This window comes from Bacillus sp. PS237 (assembly GCF_037963345.1).
GTDB lineage: Bacteria > Bacillota > Bacilli > Bacillales > Bacillaceae > Bacillus > Bacillus subtilis.
In genome coordinates this window covers 3,917,717-3,934,855 of the sequence record NZ_CP150156.1, presented here as the reverse complement: position 1 = coordinate 3,934,855, position 17,139 = coordinate 3,917,717, and the positions used below count along the sequence as shown (strand labels likewise).

20 protein-coding genes, 1 pseudogene and 3 riboswitches are annotated in these 17,139 nt (G+C 45.7%); of the genes and pseudogenes, 10 read left to right on the top strand and 11 right to left on the bottom strand.

From position 1 onward, the window contains the following. Positions 1 to 17: 17 nt before the first annotated feature. The 4 genes and pseudogenes from NST22_RS20420 to NST22_RS20405 all read left to right on the top strand — a co-directional run bounded on the left by NST22_RS20420 (position 18) and on the right by NST22_RS20405 (position 1,124). Positions 18 to 308, top strand: coding sequence for a hypothetical protein (locus NST22_RS20420; RefSeq protein WP_003242704.1), 291 nt, complete (start codon positions 18 to 20; stop codon positions 306 to 308). A gap of 144 nt (positions 309 to 452) precedes the next feature. Beyond that, on the top strand, positions 453 to 695 hold the full coding sequence (locus NST22_RS20415) for a hypothetical protein (protein WP_003243694.1): 243 nt from the start codon (positions 453 to 455) through the stop codon (positions 693 to 695). A gap of 24 nt (positions 696 to 719) precedes the next feature. Beyond that, positions 720 to 821: pseudogene (locus tag NST22_RS20410) on the top strand (DUF3298/DUF4163 domain-containing protein); the annotation flags it as partial. A gap of 54 nt (positions 822 to 875) precedes the next feature. Continuing rightward, positions 876 to 1,124, top strand: a complete 249-nt coding sequence (locus NST22_RS20405; protein ID WP_009968386.1) for an RsiV family protein — start codon at positions 876 to 878, stop codon at positions 1,122 to 1,124. Between the two features lie 41 nt (positions 1,125 to 1,165). Here the strand turns inward: NST22_RS20405 and NST22_RS20400 are convergent, their stop codons facing one another. Beyond that, positions 1,166 to 2,359, bottom strand: coding sequence for a NupC/NupG family nucleoside CNT transporter (locus tag NST22_RS20400; protein WP_003227216.1), 1,194 nt, complete (start codon positions 2,357 to 2,359; stop codon positions 1,166 to 1,168). Between the two features lie 127 nt (positions 2,360 to 2,486). Continuing rightward, positions 2,487 to 2,588: riboswitch (purine riboswitch) on the bottom strand. Between the two features lie 386 nt (positions 2,589 to 2,974). Here NST22_RS20400 and NST22_RS20395 point away from each other — a divergent pair. The 5 genes from NST22_RS20395 to NST22_RS20375 all read left to right on the top strand — a co-directional run bounded on the left by NST22_RS20395 (position 2,975) and on the right by NST22_RS20375 (position 7,572). Continuing rightward, positions 2,975 to 3,823: a methyltransferase domain-containing protein gene (locus tag NST22_RS20395; protein ID WP_003243947.1), complete on the top strand. Its 849-nt coding sequence runs from the start codon at positions 2,975 to 2,977 to the stop codon at positions 3,821 to 3,823. Between the two features lie 153 nt (positions 3,824 to 3,976). Next, positions 3,977 to 5,395, top strand: a complete 1,419-nt coding sequence (locus NST22_RS20390) for a GntP family permease (RefSeq protein WP_003243205.1) — start codon at positions 3,977 to 3,979, stop codon at positions 5,393 to 5,395. Between the two features lie 23 nt (positions 5,396 to 5,418). Then, a complete protein-coding gene (locus tag NST22_RS20385) occupies positions 5,419 to 6,135 on the top strand; it encodes a succinyl-CoA--3-ketoacid CoA transferase subunit A (RefSeq protein WP_003244373.1) in 717 nt (238 codons plus the stop codon). Continuing rightward, positions 6,132 to 6,782 (top strand): succinyl-CoA--3-ketoacid CoA transferase subunit B, encoded by a 651-nt coding sequence (locus NST22_RS20380; RefSeq protein ID WP_003243049.1) that lies wholly within the window; start codon positions 6,132 to 6,134, stop codon positions 6,780 to 6,782. Before NST22_RS20385 ends, NST22_RS20380 begins: the two co-directional genes overlap by 4 nt. Before the next feature lie 16 nt (positions 6,783 to 6,798). After that, the gene (locus tag NST22_RS20375) at positions 6,799 to 7,572 is read left to right on the top strand and encodes a 3-hydroxybutyrate dehydrogenase (protein ID WP_003244042.1); all 774 of its coding nucleotides are present in this window, start codon (positions 6,799 to 6,801) and stop codon (positions 7,570 to 7,572) included. Positions 7,573 to 7,624: 52 nt separating this feature from the next. Here the strand turns inward: NST22_RS20375 and NST22_RS20370 are convergent, their stop codons facing one another. The 10 genes from NST22_RS20370 to NST22_RS20325 all read right to left on the bottom strand — a co-directional run bounded on the left by NST22_RS20370 (position 7,625) and on the right by NST22_RS20325 (position 16,393). After that, positions 7,625 to 8,761 (bottom strand): 5-methyltetrahydropteroyltriglutamate--homocysteine S-methyltransferase, encoded by a 1,137-nt coding sequence (locus tag NST22_RS20370; RefSeq protein WP_003244221.1) that lies wholly within the window; start codon positions 8,759 to 8,761, stop codon positions 7,625 to 7,627. Positions 8,762 to 8,838: 77 nt separating this feature from the next. Further along, a riboswitch (SAM riboswitch) is annotated at positions 8,839 to 8,945 on the bottom strand. A gap of 68 nt (positions 8,946 to 9,013) precedes the next feature. Further along, positions 9,014 to 10,147, bottom strand: a complete 1,134-nt coding sequence (locus NST22_RS20365) for a 5-methyltetrahydropteroyltriglutamate--homocysteine S-methyltransferase (protein WP_003244296.1) — start codon at positions 10,145 to 10,147, stop codon at positions 9,014 to 9,016. An 82-nt stretch (positions 10,148 to 10,229) separates the two neighbouring features. Further along, positions 10,230 to 10,336, bottom strand: a riboswitch (SAM riboswitch). Positions 10,337 to 10,401: 65 nt separating this feature from the next. Further along, positions 10,402 to 10,890 (bottom strand): LURP-one-related/scramblase family protein, encoded by a 489-nt coding sequence (locus NST22_RS20360; RefSeq protein WP_003242923.1) that lies wholly within the window; start codon positions 10,888 to 10,890, stop codon positions 10,402 to 10,404. Between the two features lie 128 nt (positions 10,891 to 11,018). Further along, on the bottom strand, positions 11,019 to 11,282 hold the full coding sequence (locus NST22_RS20355) for a hypothetical protein (RefSeq protein ID WP_010886640.1): 264 nt from the start codon (positions 11,280 to 11,282) through the stop codon (positions 11,019 to 11,021). A 288-nt stretch (positions 11,283 to 11,570) separates the two neighbouring features. Continuing rightward, positions 11,571 to 11,699 (bottom strand): hypothetical protein, encoded by a 129-nt coding sequence (locus NST22_RS20350; RefSeq protein ID WP_003243341.1) that lies wholly within the window; start codon positions 11,697 to 11,699, stop codon positions 11,571 to 11,573. A gap of 104 nt (positions 11,700 to 11,803) precedes the next feature. Next, positions 11,804 to 13,036, bottom strand: coding sequence for a peptidase T (pepT, locus tag NST22_RS20345; RefSeq protein WP_003244314.1), 1,233 nt, complete (start codon positions 13,034 to 13,036; stop codon positions 11,804 to 11,806). Positions 13,037 to 13,085: 49 nt separating this feature from the next. Further along, positions 13,086 to 13,742, bottom strand: a complete 657-nt coding sequence (gene yxjL / locus NST22_RS20340; RefSeq protein ID WP_003243101.1) for a two-component system response regulator YxJL — start codon at positions 13,740 to 13,742, stop codon at positions 13,086 to 13,088. Continuing rightward, positions 13,729 to 14,949 (bottom strand): two-component system sensor histidine kinase YxjM, encoded by a 1,221-nt coding sequence (yxjM, locus tag NST22_RS20335; RefSeq protein WP_003244524.1) that lies wholly within the window; start codon positions 14,947 to 14,949, stop codon positions 13,729 to 13,731. The genes yxjL and yxjM overlap by 14 nt, the downstream gene beginning before the upstream one ends. A 17-nt stretch (positions 14,950 to 14,966) precedes the next feature. Further along, positions 14,967 to 15,440 carry a DUF1453 family protein gene (locus NST22_RS20330; protein WP_003243313.1) on the bottom strand — a complete coding sequence of 158 codons (474 nt, stop codon included), beginning with the start codon at positions 15,438 to 15,440 and terminating at the stop codon, positions 14,967 to 14,969. A 77-nt stretch (positions 15,441 to 15,517) separates the two neighbouring features. Continuing rightward, entirely contained in the window at positions 15,518 to 16,393 is an 876-nt protein-coding gene (locus NST22_RS20325; protein ID WP_003242654.1) for a LysR family transcriptional regulator, read from the bottom strand. A 129-nt stretch (positions 16,394 to 16,522) separates the two neighbouring features. On the opposite strand from NST22_RS20325, the gene NST22_RS20320 reads away from it, so the two are divergent. Continuing rightward, entirely contained in the window at positions 16,523 to 17,029 is a 507-nt protein-coding gene (locus tag NST22_RS20320; RefSeq protein ID WP_009968379.1) for a YbhB/YbcL family Raf kinase inhibitor-like protein, read from the top strand. The last annotated feature ends 110 nt before the right edge of the window (positions 17,030 to 17,139 follow it).

Sequence of the window (17,139 nt, the reverse complement as noted above, 5' to 3'; positions counted from 1 at the left end):
CATAAGGAGCATGACAAATGAACGAAAAACAGCTCACTGAAGCTTACGAACGCGATGAAAATATGATGATTTTGGTGTTTGCCCAGTGGTGCGTGAACCATGATCTTGATCCGATGGAGCTGTACGCCAAAGCGTATCCGCAGCAAAAGCTGAATGAAAGCTTGAAAAAAACCATGGACGATCTGGTCGTGCCAAAACACGAAGCAGAGCACATTCCGGACCAGACTGTCATTGCGGTATTAGAGATGTTCGGAAATACAGATTTGGCACAAGCCCTTCATGAAGCGATTTCTGGGCGCAAACAGTAAAAAAAGAGACATCCTGTGTCTCTTTTTTTATTGGAAAAATCATGCTGTTAGACCTAGAAACTTCTTTCGATTTAATCAGTCTATAAAAGTGTGTATTGCTTAAATAAGGGAATGATAAACAACGACATCAAAGGAGTAGATTGTATGAAATGGAATAACATGCTGAAAGCCGCGGGCATTGCAGTCTTGCTTTTTTCTGTATTTGCATATGCGGCCCCATCTTTAAAAGCAGTTCAAGCGAAAACACCGACTGTCAGCACCCATACGTACAAAAAGATCAAGGAGTTAACGTATCCACAAGTGCATCACGTCGGGAATGCCGCGTTTGAAAAGAAAATCAATCAAGAGCTGAAAGCCTACATGAACAATCGTATCAGGAATACCTGAAAAACAAAAAAGCAGGCGAACAGCAGGGCTTTAAAACGGGAATATCAAACATCCTTCAGCGTCAAATACAATGCGGCAGGCAAGCTCAGCATTCAAACACTCAATTATATCTATTCAGGGGGCGCCCACGGTCTAACGTCTGTCCAGTCCTTCAACTATGACTTGAAAGCACAAAAGCGGGTGACGCTGGATCAGATTCTGAACACCAAAACAAAAGTCAGCAAAACGAGAGATTACCTATATAGCTATATCAAAAAACACGATGTGCTGTTTTTCTCTGATGTAAAGAAAGAGGATATAACCCTAAACAGAGACACAATGTTTTACTTTACGGCAAACGGGATCGCCATCGTCTTCGGCCAGTATGACTTGGGGCCTTATGCAGCGGGAATCCGGGATGTGCAGGTGCCAGCCTCTATTTATCAATAATGAAAAGAGCCATATCCGAAAAGGGATATGGCTCAATGTTTCTACCACACAAACAGGCCGACAATCGCAGCACTTAATAAAGATACCGCAATTCCGCTGACGAGCAGTTTCCACACGTTTCTCCCGATGACCGTTGACTTTTCTCCGTCAAGGATCGAATTGTACGTGCCGTAAATCATGCCGACAGTACTGAAGTTTGCAAAGGACGTCAGGAATGTCGTCGCCACCGCAACGGTGTGAGGCGGAAGGGATTTGAGATTGTTTTTCAAGTCAAGCATCGCAACAAACTCGTTCGTTGCTAATTTCATGCCCATCAGCTGAGCAACATACATCGCATCGTGCACTGGCAGTCCAAGCAGGAATGCGAACGGACTGAACAGATAAGCAAAAATTGTCTGGATGGTCAGGCCATGTACGAAAACGCCAAGAATGCCATTAACTGCTGACGTTAATGCGACATATCCGATCACCATTGCCAAAATAACGATAACCATGTTCATGCCGACAAGCATACTGTTAGAAATCGTAGAGAAAAAGTCTTTCTTCTCTTCTTTAGGCGGTGTATAGATGATATCTTCATCCTCCGGCACGTGAACAGGATTCAGCAGGTTTGCGATAATCAGCGCGTTTAAGCAGTTCAAAGGAATGGCTGTAAACACGTATGTCGCAGGCACCATTGAAAGATAAGATCCGATAATGGAGCCGCTGATGCTGCTCATGCTCATTAAACCGAATGTGAGCAGGCGGTTGTTGCTTAAAACCGTAAGCTGCTGGCGGATGACCGCAAGTGCTTCGGTATTTCCAAGGAACATCATTTGAATAGAGAAAAAGCTTTCTAATTTCGGCAAGCGGGAAGCCTTTGAAATCACCCATCCGATTTTATCAATCAGCCAAGGCAAAATGCCGAAATACGTTAAAATATCAAAGAATGTGACGATAAAGATAATTGGAAGAAGCGCACTAAAGAAAAAGTCTACTGTTTCATTCGCCATCACTGACGGAAAGGCAAACGCGATACCGTCACTGGCGCAAGCAATCAGCCAAGTGAAGAAATCACCGATTTTACCGATGGCCCAGCTTCCGACTTTTGTTCCCAGCATAAACCAAGTAATCAGCAATTCCAGAACAATTAACGTAATGATCGGGCGCCACTTGATTTTCTTTTTCTGCGGAGAACATAGGAATACAACTGCCATAATCACAATGAGACCGACAAGGTTTAGTAAAAAGTACATGATAGCAACTCCTATGAGGGTTATTATGGAAACAAAAAAAGCTCTTATCCTTCACAAATTCTGGAAGTGCAGAAAGTGTGAAAAATAAGAGCAAACAGAAAAGAACTTGTCCTTTTCAACTCGTTCAAATTTATTCAAACTTTCTTGTAGTCTAGTTTTTTACGGTTACTAGGTAGAAACAATCAGACCATATTACTGATCATATACAAGAATGTCTTTTTCTAAGATGATAGCAGTATTTTATCCTTTCACTTTTTGAAAATCAACCTTTTTAACTATTTTCACAATAATAAAATTTATATTCTAAAATGAGAAAATAAAGGAAAAACATGCTGGATTGCTATGCTGATATGATGTTGGCGGGATACCAGCATGTCAGTACTGATTTTTCTTCACTATAAGGTTCCAGCTCCTGGATATTTGTTGTATGATGGAAACGGGGAAACCCATACAGCAGAAAGGGAGTTTTTTTCATGATTATCCAATTCATTCGTTATAGATAATGACAGGTGTAGACAAACTGCCAGACCTGGCCAATTTTTGAGATAGGCCTAGGTTTATTTGTCTATGCCTTTTTCATTTATCTAAAAATGAATGAATGGGGTGTTTTTTATCATGAAGCGAACAGTTGATTTCAGCATGTTTCGATGCCCGCTCTGCGATTCTTCTATGGATGCGGCATCAGGGAAAAGCTTGATTTGTACAGAACGAGGACATACATTTGATCTATCTCGGCACGGCTACGTGAACTTTCTGACGAAGCCGGTCAAAACCAGTTACGGTGCCGAGCTTTTTGAAGCGAGGAGCAGGCTGATTGGAGAATGTGGTTTTTTTGACCCGCTCCATGATGCGATTGCAGAGCTCATCAGTCATCCCAAATCTGGTCATGAGGCATTCACCATCTTGGACAGCGGTTGCGGTGAGGGTTCTCATTTGAATGCGCTTTGCGGGTTTGATTATGCAGGGAAAGCAGCGATAGGAACCGGCATAGATCTTTCGAAGGACGGGATCTTAAAAGCTTCTAAGGCATTCAAAGATCTGATGTGGGCGGTTGCCGATGTGGCGCGTGCTCCTTTTCATGATCGCCAATTTGATGTTGTTCTGTCTATTTTTTCGCCGTCCAATTATGCAGAGTTTCATAGACTGCTGAAGAATGATGGCATGCTCATAAAAGTAGTGCCGCGAAGCGACTATTTAATAGAATTAAGGCAATTTTTATATACTGATTCACCAAGGCGCACGTATTCCAATACGGCAGCAGTTGAGCGTTTTACAGCAAATGCAGCACACAGCCGTCCTGTCAGGCTGCGCTATGTTAAAACGCTTGACCAGCAGGCGATCCACTGGCTTCTCAAGATGACGCCGCTTGCCTGGTCGGCGCCGAAAGATCGAGTCAGCCTGCTGAAAGAGATGAAATCAGCCGATATTACGGTTGATGTTGATATCCTAATAGGAATGAAATGAATGGTAGAGGAAAGCTCCGAAAAAAGGAGCTTTCCTTTTTTAATCGGAATAGTTGGCCCACGCTTCTCGTACATATGGAAAGGGGACGGAAACAGCCGATGCGGACAGGTTTTTGTAAACGCTTTCTAGTTCGCGGAAACGGGGGATGTGTGTGTGGAACTGATCATCATTCTATTGGCGTTAGGTTTGCTGATGTTTACGGCGTATCGGGGATTTTCTGTCATATTGTTTGCGCCGATTTGCGCGTTATTCGCGGTGCTGCTGACAGATCCAAGCCATGTGCTTCCTTTTTTTTCATCAATTTTTATGGAGAAGATGGCGGGTTTTATTAAGCTGTATTTCCCAGTGTTTTTGCTCGGTGCTATTTTTGGAAAGGTCGTTGAAATGGCCGGGCTTGCGGCATCAATCGCGAAAACAATTGTCCGGCTTGTCGGGGCAAAAAGAGCGATACTTGCCATTGTGCTGATGGGTGCTGTCTTGACGTACAGCGGTGTCAGCCTGTTTGTTGTCGTATTTGCTGTATATCCTTTTGCGAAAAACATGTTCCAAGAAGCAAACATACCAAAACGCCTCATCCCGGGTACGATTGCTTTAGGAGCTTTTACGTTTACGATGGACGCACTTCCGGGAACGCCGCAAATCCAAAATGTCATCCCGACGTCGTTTTTCAAAACAGACATTTATGCCGCCCCTTGGCTGGGTTTGATGGGCGCAGTGATTGTGCTGGCAGCTGGGATGCTCTATTTGGAATCAAGGCGGAAGAAAGCGCAGGCATCTGGCGAAGGCTATGGCGGTTTTGATTCGCAGAATGCTCCTGCTCCTGAATCGATTGAGTCCGCGGCTGAACCGGACAAAAGCCCGATTCGGCACGCGCTTGCCTTTGTCCCGCTTATTCTCGTCGGTGCAGTGAATAAATATTTCACCATTTACCTGCCAAAGTGGTATCCGAATGGATTTGATTTTTCTTCCATAGGATTAAAGGAGTTCGGCAGGCTTGATATTTCTTCAGCGGCTGCTATTTGGTCGGTGGAGATTGCTTTAGTGATTGGCATCATCACAACGATATTATTTGATTGGAGAAGTGTGTTTGCCCAATTGAAGGAAGGGCTGAATGAAGGAATTGGCGGCGCCTTGCTGGCATCTATGAATACGGGTGCTGAGTACGGGTTCGGCGGCATTATCGCCGCGCTGCCGGGGTTTCATAAGCTGAGCAGCGGAATTTCACATACTTTTACCGATCCGCTTGTAAATGGCGCCGTTACGACAACTGCGCTGGCGGGAATCACCGGCTCGGCTTCGGGAGGAATGGGCATTGCGTTAAGCGCGATGTCAGAACAATACTTACAGGCGATTCAGGCTTACAATATTCCGCCAGAGGTGATGCATCGGGTCATTTCAATGGCATCAGGCGGGATGGATACACTGCCGCATAATGGCGCCGTTATCACGCTTCTGGCCGTGACGGGTTTGACCCACCGGCAATCCTATCGCGATATTTTTGCGATCACGCTCATTAAAACGGCTGCCGTATTTGCTGTGATCGCGATTTACAGCCTGACTGGTCTAGTGTAGAAGAAAACGAAAGGGGCATCAATATGGGAAAAGTGCTGTCATCAAGCAAGGAAGCTGCGAAACTGATTCATGATGGGGATACGCTGATCGCGGGAGGGTTTGGGCTGTGCGGCATCCCTGAACAGCTCATTTTGTCTATAAGAGATCAGGGAGTAAAGGATTTAACCGTTGTCAGCAATAACTGCGGAGTCGATGACTGGGGGCTTGGTTTGCTTCTGGCTAACAAGCAAATCAAGAAAATGATCGCTTCCTATGTCGGTGAAAATAAAATTTTTGAGCGGCAGTTTTTAAGCGGAGAGCTTGAGGTAGAGCTTGTTCCCCAAGGAACGCTCGCTGAGAGAATTCGTGCAGGCGGTGCAGGCATACCGGGATTTTATACGGCGACAGGCGTCGGCACCTCCATAGCCGAGGGAAAAGAACATAAAACATTCGGCGGCCGGACTTATGTGCTGGAGCGAGGCATTACCGGCGATGTGGCGATCGTCAAAGCGTGGAAAGCGGACACCATGGGCAATTTGATTTTTAGGAAAACGGCGAGAAATTTCAATCCCATTGCCGCCATGGCAGGCAAGATCACGATTGCCGAGGCGGAAGAAATCGTGGAAGCAGGAGAGCTCGATCCAGATCACATCCATACGCCGGGAATTTACGTACAGCATGTCGTGCTTGGCGCGAGCCAAGAAAAACGGATTGAAAAACGAACAGTTCAGCAAGCATCGGGAAAGGGTGAGGCCAAGTGAAGGAAGCGAGAAAACGAATGGTCAAACGGGCTGTACAAGAAATCAAGGACGGCATGAATGTGAATCTCGGGATTGGAATGCCGACGCTTGTCGCAAATGAGATACCCGATGGCGTTCACGTCATGCTTCAGTCGGAAAACGGCTTGCTCGGAATTGGCCCCTATCCTCTGGAAGGAACGGAAGACGCGGATTTGATCAATGCGGGAAAGGAAACGATCACTGAAGTGACAGGCGCCTCTTATTTTGACAGCGCTGAGTCATTCGCGATGATAAGAGGCGGGCATATCGATTTAGCTATTCTCGGCGGAATGGAGGTTTCGGAGCAGGGGGATTTGGCCAATTGGATGATCCCGGGCAAAATGGTAAAAGGGATGGGCGGCGCCATGGATCTCGTCAACGGGGCGAAACGAATCGTTGTCATCATGGAGCACGTCAATAAGCATGGTGAATCAAAGGTGAAAAAAACATGCTCCCTTCCGCTGACAGGCCAGAAAGTCGTACACAGGCTGATTACGGATTTGGCTGTATTTGATTTTGTGAACGGCCGCATGACACTGACGGAGCTTCAGGATGGTGTCACAATTGAAGAGGTTTATGAAAAAACAGAAGCTGATTTCGCTGTAAGCCAGTCTGTACTCAATTCTTAATGGGAAGGTGTTTGACATGAGAAAACAAGTCGCTTTGGTGACAGGGGCTGCCGGCGGAATCGGATTCGAAATCGCAAGAGAATTCGCCCGGGAAGGTGCCAGCGTCATCGTTTCAGACCTCCGTCCGGAAGCATGTGAAAAAGCAGCCTCCAAGCTTGCAGAAGAAGGCTTTGACGCGGCGGCCATTCCGTATGATGTGACAAAGGAAGCGCAAGTTGCTGATACGGTGAACGTCATCCAAAAACAATACGGCCGCTTGGATATTCTGGTGAACAATGCCGGTATTCAGCACGTCGCTCCGATTGAAGAGTTTCCGACAGACACCTTTGAACAGCTGATCAAGGTCATGCTGACGGCTCCCTTTATTGCAATGAAGCATGTTTTTCCGATCATGAAAAAACAGCAGTTTGGCAGAATCATTAATATTGCGTCTGTTAATGGATTAGTGGGCTTTGCAGGGAAATCCGCTTATAATAGCGCCAAGCACGGCGTCATTGGACTCACAAAAGTAGGGGCGCTGGAAGGCGCGCCCCACGGCATAACAGTCAATGCGCTCTGTCCGGGTTATGTCGATACCCAGCTTGTACGCAATCAGCTTAGCGATCTATCGAAAACTAGAAATGTCCCTTACGACTCTGTACTTGAACAAGTCATTTTTCCGCTTGTGCCGCAAAAGCGACTGCTTTCCGTCAAGGAAATTGCGGATTATGCCGTGTTTTTGGCAAGCGAGAAGGCGAAGGGCGTCACTGGGCAGGCTGTCGTCCTTGATGGGGGCTACACCGCACAATGACATAAAAAACACACTTGCTCCGCTAGGGAATCAAGTGTGTTTTTTTCTTTGCTTATTTCCAAACATCATTAGCGATCTCAACCACATGGCGGAGCTTCGCCCATTGCTGTTCTTCAGTCAGCTTGTTGCCTTCCTCAGTTGAAGCGAATCCGCATTGAGGGCTGAGGCAAAGCTGGTCTAAGCTTACATAACGGGACGCTTCTTCGATACGGCGTTTCACGTCATCCGGATTTTCAAGCTCACCGAATTTAGATGTCACTAAGCCAAGAACAAGCTGAAGATCAGACCGTTTTACGTAACGGAGCGGCTCAAATCCGCCTGAGCGTGAATCATCATACTCTAAGAAAAGTCCGTCAAGATTCAAGCCGTCAAAAATGGTTTCGGCTGCTGCGTCATAGCCGCCTTCCGCTGTCCAAGTGGACTGGAAGTTGCCGCGGCAAATATGCATGGTTACCGTCAAGTCATCCGGGCGGTCTGCAATCGCGTCGTTAATGGATTTCGCAAACAGCTGGCGAAGCTCGTCAGGCGTTGTTCCGAACGCTTCGATTTGTTTTAAGCCTTTTTCTGATAAGAAAACGGCCCACGCTGTATCATCAAGCTGGAGGTAGCGGCAGCCTCTGTCATAAAACGCTTGAATCGCTTTTTTATATGCTTTGGATACATCGTGCTGGAAAAGTTGATAATCGTTTTTGTATTCATCCTTTTCCAGTTTTCCGCGGAAAAACAGCATATTCGGACTTGGAATCGTCATCTTTGGCGTCGCGTCACCGGCAATGCTATGGAGAAATGAGTAATCTTCAAGCATTGGGTGAGTTGAAAAGTCGATATCGCCTGTGACTTTAATGCCGCGTGCTTTTGTCTGTACGTTATGGAATTGAATGCCTTGCTCAGGAGTAAACGGCTCAACGCCATCTAAGTTTTCCAGGAAATCAAAGTGCCACCATGCTCTGCGGAATTCACCGTCTGTCACGACGTTCAGGCCGGTTTCCTTCTGTTTTTCCACAATGCGGATGATTTCGTCGTTTTCAATTTGGCGAAGCTGCTCAGCGGTCATTTCGCCGGCCGCTTTTTGCAGCCGCGCTTTTTTGACGGGCTCAGATCTTAGCAGGCTTCCGACTTGATCCGCGCGAAACGGCGGTTTTTTTCTTTGAAGTGATTTTTGTTCTGCGGGTGTTGTTTGTTGTGACATGTTGTCCATTCCTTCTTTCCATTCAAATATAAAAAAGCTCTTCCTTTGGATAAGGAAGAGCTTGCGTGACAATCTCAACCTTATCTTCAAGAGCAATCATTGCTCTAAAGGATTTAGCACCATTCTGTTAAACAGCGGTTGCCGGGTATCGCAGGGCCAGTCCCTCCACCTCTCTTGATAAGGAAAACCTTTTTATTAAATTTTCTGATAGTATCTATTATTCACACATTTTCTATTTCTGTCAATGATAGATTATCTCCACACATCGTTGGCAATGTCGATGACATGGCGCAGCTTTGCCCATTGCTGCTCCTCTGTCAGAAGGTTGCCTTCTTCTGTAGAGGCGAAACCGCACTGCGGGCTCAGGCATAGCTGGTCCAAGCTGACAAAACGCGCGGCTTCATTGATACGGCGTTTCACATCCTCAGGATTTTCAAGCTCGCCGTATTTCGATGTGATCAAGCCGAGCACAATTTGCAGATCCTTGCGCTTCACAAAACGGAGCGGATCAAAGTTTCCGGAGCGGTCATCATCGTATTCCAAGAAAAGGCCGTCAAGGTTTAAGCCGTCCAAAATCGTTTCCGCTACAGCGTCGTACCCTCCTGATGCCGCCCAGGTTGAGCGGAAGTTGCCGCGGCAAATGTGCATTGTGATCGTTAAATCGTCAGGCCGGTCTGCGACGGCATCGTTAATTGTTTTGGCAAATATGGCTGGCAATGTTTCTGGATCACCGCCGAGCGCCCGGACAACCTCTCTGCCTTTGTCCTCAAAGAAGAGAGACCATGACGTATCATCAAGCTGGAGATAACGGCAGCCAGCATCATAGAAGGCTTTGATTGCTTTTTTGTACGCTTGGGCCATATCATGAAAGTATTCCTCTTGATCGTCATAAATCCCTTTATCCGCCTTTTCGCCAAAAAACAGCATATTTGGACTGGGAATGGTCAATTTTGGCGTCGCGTTACCGGCAATCTCATGTAAAAATTGATAATCACCGAGCGCTGGGTGGCTCGTAAAATCGAGTTTTCCCGTCACTTTGATGCTGCGCGCTTTCGTTTTTGTGTTATGGAACTGAATCCCCTCAGCCGGGATGAACGGTTCCACACCGTCAAGCCCTTCCAGGAAGTCATAATGCCACCAGGAACGCCGGAATTCCCCGTCTGTTACCACATCGAGACCGATTTCTTTTTGTTTTTCCACGATGCGGGTGATCTCTTGATTTTCGATATCACGAAGCTGTTCCGCTGTCATCTCACCAGCCGCTTTTTTTTGCCGGGCTTCCTTTACCGGAACGGAACGAAGCAAGCTGCCGACATGATCGGCGCGGAAAGGTGCTTTGCGTTGTTTTTCTGTTTTTTGTCCTGCAACATTCGTTTGTTGAGCCATGTTATTCGCCTCTTTTCTGAAATATTAAGCATGTAAAAAGCTCTTCCTTTGTGTAAGGAAGAGCTTGAACGATCAAATCTCCGCCTCATCTGCAAGAACGCAATGTTCTTAAGGATTTAGCACCATTCTGTTTGAAACAGCGGTTGCCGGGTATCATAGGGCCAGTCCCTCCACCTCTCTTGATAAGGTACAACTTCATATTCAGATTTCAATTATCTTAATATTATTACTTTTGGATCAATTGTCAATGCTTTTTAGAAAATACTTTCATCTTCATCGTTATATAAAACCATATCAAGCACGATAGCGATGGCAGTGCAAATCAGAACATCTTCCTCGTATGCAATCTGCAAGTGATAGGAATCACCCCAACTGAGCCACTTTTTGCTCACTGACATCCGGACATTTTCCCCGTCCGTCAGTTGGAATTCATCCCTCCATAAATCACCATCTATTTCCCAGTTAAGCCCGGAAATCACAAATTTCGGTTTGGAAAACGTTACTTTCTTCGTTACCTCACAAACTGTTTTCCCGCCAATTGAAATCTCATAGCGCGGCAATAAAGACATTAGTTTTTGTTCTATGGAAACGAGCGTTTTCCCAGATGAGTCTGTCATTTGTAATGAGTCTCCTAACGAGAAAAAACGCCCCTCCACCTTGAATGTTTCTTGTTCATCCCGGTCATAAATGTGAAATGCATCTTTAAATGAGAACATTTTTTGTTTCATAAATAACTCGATCATTGCTGAAGTCTCCTTTGGGTTTGCCTTGTATGAAATTACGGATAGGTGGCGAAAAGGTTTCAGGCTCTAAATCAAAACAATTTTAAAAGGCTGCGTGATTCAGCAGCCTTTTCGTTTGAAATATAGAATTAGGAAAGATGCATCCGGCGTTTTTGGCGGATGGCGTCAAGGTCGATTAGGTTGTTGTGATGAGGTGCGGCTGCTGGCAGAGGGCTTGTCTTTTGCGGTTTGCGGCGATTGTCCTTGCTGAAAGAAAAAAGAAGATAGCCGCATAATGCGATGATAATAAATAGGATCATATTACATACCTCCCAAAAAAAGTTTTGGTACTCTCTATTGTACGGATAAAATGCCAAAAAGTATTCAAAAAATTCTAAATCAATAAATAACAAGAAACTGTCCCTCTAAAACAGTATTACCTGATGACCTGAAAATAGTCTTGAATTACGCTGTTTGCTCTTGTTGATGATTGGTTCTATAGTTACTATCGACGATAAAATAAATTCCTTTATATAACTTTTAACCTAAGTTTACGTAATTCGAATTACCTGTTTTTGGGTGCTGTTTTCTTGCTTGTTTGGTTTATACCCTATTTTGCGGAATTGAACACAAAAAACCCAAATTACGGAGCATTTGGGCGGTACGGGTGAATACGGATTGTATTTAGGGGATTTGATGTTTTATTTGAAGAAGCGTTTGAACATTTTTCTGATTTTTTGAAATGGGCTGGATTTCTTTTTCATGTTAAGCGGCCTGGAAATGATCCATTTTTTCAAGAGACTCTTGGCAGCGATTGCATGTTTTGTCATTGTTTTTCCTCCTCATTTGTTGATACTTGTTTTACGGAGGACGTGTTTAAAATGTTTCATTTTCACACAAAAAAGCCAGTCCTTTTTTGGACTGGCTTTTGGCGTTATGCTTGCGCTTCAAACTGCTTTGCAATCTCAACGATGACATTTACGGCTTTGACCATGTTGTCAACTGAGATGTATTCAAATTTGCCGTGGAAGTTTTCCCCGCCTGTAAAGATGTTTGGCGTCGGAAGCCCCATGTAGGACAGCTGTGATCCGTCGGTTCCGCCGCGGATGGGGGAAATCTTCGGTTCGATGCCGAGGTTTTCCATCGCTTGCTTGGCAATGTTGACGATTTCGATGACAGGTTCAATTTTCTCTCTCATGTTGTAGTATTGGTCGTTCATATCCAGCAGAATCCGGTCTTGCCCGTATTCGTTTTGAAGTTCTTCAACGGCACGCTTCATTGTTTCTTTTCTGTTTTGGAAATTCTCTTTGTCAAAGTCTCTGATAATGTAGTGGAGCTTTGTTTCCTCTACGTCTCCTTGAATCGACAGCAGGTGGTAGAAGCCTTCATAACCTTCCGTATATTCAGGCGCTTCGTCTGCCGGCAGCAGGCTGTTCAGCTTCATCGCGATTTTCGCAGAGTTGATCATTTTTCCTTTAGCTGTTCCGGGATGTACGTTGTTGCCTTTAATCGTAATTTTTGCGGCAGCGGCATTGAAGCTTTCATATTCAAGCTCGCCGAGCGGCCCGCCGTCAACCGTGTAGGCAAAGGATGCATTGAACCGTTTCACATCAAATTTGTGCGGCCCTCTTCCGATTTCTTCATCAGGCGTAAAGGCGACTCTGATTGTGCCGTGCTTGATTTCAGGGTGTTTGATGAGGTAATCCATGGCTGTCATGATTTCAGCGATACCGGCCTTATTGTCTGCGCCGAGAAGGGTGGTGCCGTCTGTGGTGATGAGTGTATGGCCCTTATAGCCGGACAGCTCAGGGAATTGATCAGGTGACAGGGTGACCTGCAGCTGTTCGTTAAGAACGATGTCTTTTCCATCATAGCTTTCGATGATTTGCGGATTCACATTTTTGCCGGTAAAGTCTGTAGCGGTGTCGACGTGAGCGAGAAAGCCGATTGTCGGCACGTCTTTTTCAGTATTGGAGGGAAGAGTTGCCATGACATAGCCGTTTTCATCAATGGCTGCATCCTGCATGCCGATGGACTTCAATTCATCAACTAGCATGTTTCCTAATGTCAATTGGCCGGGTGTGGAAGGACAAGTGTCAACGGATTCATCGGACTGTGTATCGACTTTTACATATGTAGTAAACCGTTCAATGATTTCTTCTTTCATTTCCAATCATCTCCTTTGTCTTATTTTAGCATGGCGGGATGAGAGATTTCTATTGCACAATACCGTTTCGAATGGCAAAAACGACTGCCTGTGTCCGGTCTTGGGCATTGCATTTTTGCAGGATGCGGTGCACGTGGGTTTTCACAGTGCTTTCACTGACGAAAAGCTTTTCAGCAATATCCTCATTTCTCAGTCCGTAGGCCATTTGCTGAAGAACCTCAAGCTCTCTTTTGGTGAACGGCTCTGCCAGTTCTTCGGCATGAGTTTGCTGTTTCGCCCGAAATGTCTCACTGATGATTTTAGCAGCTGTGACTGTACGGAAAATCGCCTCGCCTCTGGCCGCAGCGCGAATCGCATCTATCAACTCCTCAGGAAGTGTATCCTTCAGCAGATAGCCGACTGCGCCCGCACGGATGCCTTCAAATACGTATTCTTCCGTGTCAAAGGTGGTTAAAATGACTATCTTTGTATTTGGAAGTGCGGACATAATGTCTTTCGCCGCTTCGATGCCTGAGCAACGCGGCATCTGGACATCCATGAGGATGACATCGGGTTTTGTTTGTTTTGCGAGTGCTATAATATCGTGACCGTCGCCGGCCTCGCCAGAAACCGTCATATCCGTCTGTGCGTTGATGACGTAGCGGAAGCCTTCACGCACAAGCGGCTGATCATCGGCAAGCGCTACGCGTATTTTATCTTTGTTCATCTTTTTGCTCCTTATTCGTTGTCATGAGCGGCAATGACAGCTCAATTTTCAGGCCGCTCGGCTGTACGGCACTGAAAGTAAGGGAACCGCCTGCTTTTTCTGCGCGCTCTTTCATTCCTGTCAGGCCAAATCCATAAGTAAGGCTGCCGGTGAATTGTCCGTCGTCGGTGATTGTGACATAGAGATGGGACTTGTCATTAGAAATGACGGCCGCCGCATGAGAAGCGTCAGCGTGACGAATGATATTGGTCAGCGCTTCCTGCAAGATGCGGTAGATCGTTTCGCTCACGTTTGGAGGCCAAGACTCTTCTGACAGTCCGGCAGTATCTAAAGAAACGTGCAAGCCGCTCCGTTCCTCCACTTGATGAATGAGCCCCCGCAAAGCGGTAAGCCCCACCATCGATTCACTACGGCCCATTTGGTGAACAACAGACCGCACTTCTTGAAGACACTCCCTGGCGACACTCAGTACATTTTGAATGACTTTTTCTGAATCCTCCTTGCTGCTTTTAAGGATATAGGGAAGGGATTGAAGCTGAACAATCACAGAAGTCAGCTCGTGACCGATGCTGTCATGAATGTCGCGGGCAATTCTTGTACGTTCCTCAAGGACCGCGTACCTTAATGAAAGAACAGAAGCCTCCTGCAGCTCTGCATGCGCTTTCTGGAGTTCTTTATGAGCATGCTCCAGCTGCACATGCATTTTTGCCAATTCAGCATGATTCCGTTCAGCCTCCCTTCTCGCTTCTCGTCTGAAACGCATGGAGGAGAAGAGGACGTACAGACCGAGCATGATCGAGATGTTGCTGATGATGGTATTCAAGCTTCCCCCTTGTGAGGATAGGAGTAATATGTTGCCTCCAATTAAACATGCTGTGAAGATCAAGGATAGCCGTGAAGGGAGTCTAAAGGCGGCATATATCATTAAAAATACAATCAAAAAATAGGCGGCACCCTGCTCTTGGCCGGAAACAGCCCAAAAGAAATCGGTCAGGAGCCAGAGTCCGATGAATATGCTCAAACTAACAGCAGTGGATGCCACATAGGGAATGATCCAAATGAATGCTAAGTATACCGCAAATACAAATGCTAACAAAATGGGATCAGCCTTAGTTGGATGAGATAAAAATTGTATGCAATTCAAAATGAGAATAAGGCTCGGCACAAGCTTCTTGTAGTAGTGCCGAGCCGGAGTTTGTCCGTTCATGCTGGTCCTTCTTTCGGTTATTGAATGGATACTTTGCCAGCGGTCAGTCGTCTGTATGCTTTGTAAAGCATGATGTTGCGGGCTGTGATGGTGCCGAGGGGAACGAAGAACATAGAATGAATAATGGCAATAAACATCTCGTTGCTCTCAGGCAGCCATGTTCTCGCGGCCATGCGCAAAGAAAGTATCACTAGAATGAGGATAACACTCCCAAGTGAGCCGCGTGAAGTGACCTTTCCGGTTTCCGGGTGAATCCGTACATTTACCATCTTCCCAATGCCAAACCCGCAGGCCAGCCCGATCAGTAATAAAATGCCGCTGATCGCCACATGTAATACGGAATGAAAATACGCCGGCTGAAACGATGCAGATACGCCCCATAAGAGCAACAGTGGAATGATCAGCAACTTCCCGGGCTTTACCGTTCTTTCTCGATACATCGATAAAATAATAAGAATCAATACAATAAAAATATAAGGGCTCATCGCCATGTCATCAAATCCTTTCTGCATTAAGCATAGCGAAAATAGGAAAGAAAAACGTCAACCGGCAGATTGATTTTTCAGCTCTATACTTGTTCGCGCTGCATAAAGTCATGTAACATGGCGTGAAAATGCTGAATGTCTTCGCTGTTTCTTTTCCACATCATAAACGTTTGGGACGCAGGCAATTCTAGATGTGCAGGCGTGCTGACAGCCATCAGCTTTTTTTCGGCTTCTTCCTGTTTGATAATGTAGGTAGGGAGGAAAGATGCCCCCATTCCCGCTTTCATCATGTGGACAGCCGTATCCGTCTGCCCGACAGCCATCATTTGAAGATACGGGTAATGTGATCGGATGTTATCTAAAAAGGCATCCCCATATGACGGATGATCATGCGTTAGCAGCCGATAGCGGGTTAAGACGGATGCAGCATCCGGTCTGCTTTCTTGGAAAGGAGCCGCCAGACAAAGCGTACCTTCGCATATATGCTGATAATAAAGAGTGTTGGTGTTCGGGTCTTTCCGCGACAAACCAATATCAGCTTCATTGTGTTCCACCGCTTGTTTAATAGCGTCAGATCCAGCCACATGAGTTGAAAGCTCGACATGCGGATGTTTTTGGATATAGGCTGGCAGAAAGCGAGGCAAGATATAGGACGCAATGTAGGGGTGTACGGCCAGCGTGAGTGATCGGCTGTACCCCTGTTTCCATTGACTGACTTTCTGCTTTCCAGCTTGGTAAACATGGATCATTTCTTTGGCATAAGGCAAAAAGAGCCTGCCTTCGTCAGTCAGTACGACTCGTCTTCCGCTATGCAAAAACAACCTCATGTCCAGTTCATCTTCCAATTTCCTCATATGCTGAGAAACGGCAGGCTGTGTGAGATACAGATGCTCAGCCGCCTCCCTGAAGCTCTCTGATTCCGCTGCGGCAATAAAGGTTTGCAGCCATTTTAAATCCATGAAATATCTCCTTCACTGCAAGTTATCCATAACAAATTGTTACGTTTACATGCGTATTTGTTTATCACTGATTATACATCGATTCGTTTAGTATACCTATAGAACGAGAAAATAGAGAGAGGGATTCATATGAACATATACGTAGAAGCAAATCCATATTTACATGACAAGTATTCAAAATACGCGGATGAAAAATATAAGAGAGAAGGAAACCCATTTGTATCCTTTCCAATTCATTTTGATGACATCCCGTCCGGAGCAAAGACGCTCGCACTTACTTTCATCGATCATGACGCCATTCCCGTATGCGGATTCAGCTGGATTCACTGGACAGCGGCTAATATTCCGGCTTACATCGGAGAGCTTCCTGAACATGCGAGTGAGGAAAGACAGGACTTGATGATACAAGGGCAAAACAGCTTTGCTTCACCGCTTGCGGGAAGCAACGATCCAAAGGTGATTCACCAGTATTGCGGGCCGACACCGCCTGACAAGGATCATGCGTATACATTGACGGTCTATGCTTTAGATGCTGAGCTGAATCTTCAGCCGGGCTTTTACTTGAATGAGCTCTATCAAGAAATGAAAGAGCACATTCTTGCTGAAACCTCTATCGAATTGCTGGCAAGGGTTTAAGCTAAAAAATATGAAAAAACTATTAATAAACGATTAAACTTCTTAAAAATGGATGTGGACCGGTTCTAAACACTATATAATGAAAACAGGTCATTTTTTAGGAGGGTTTA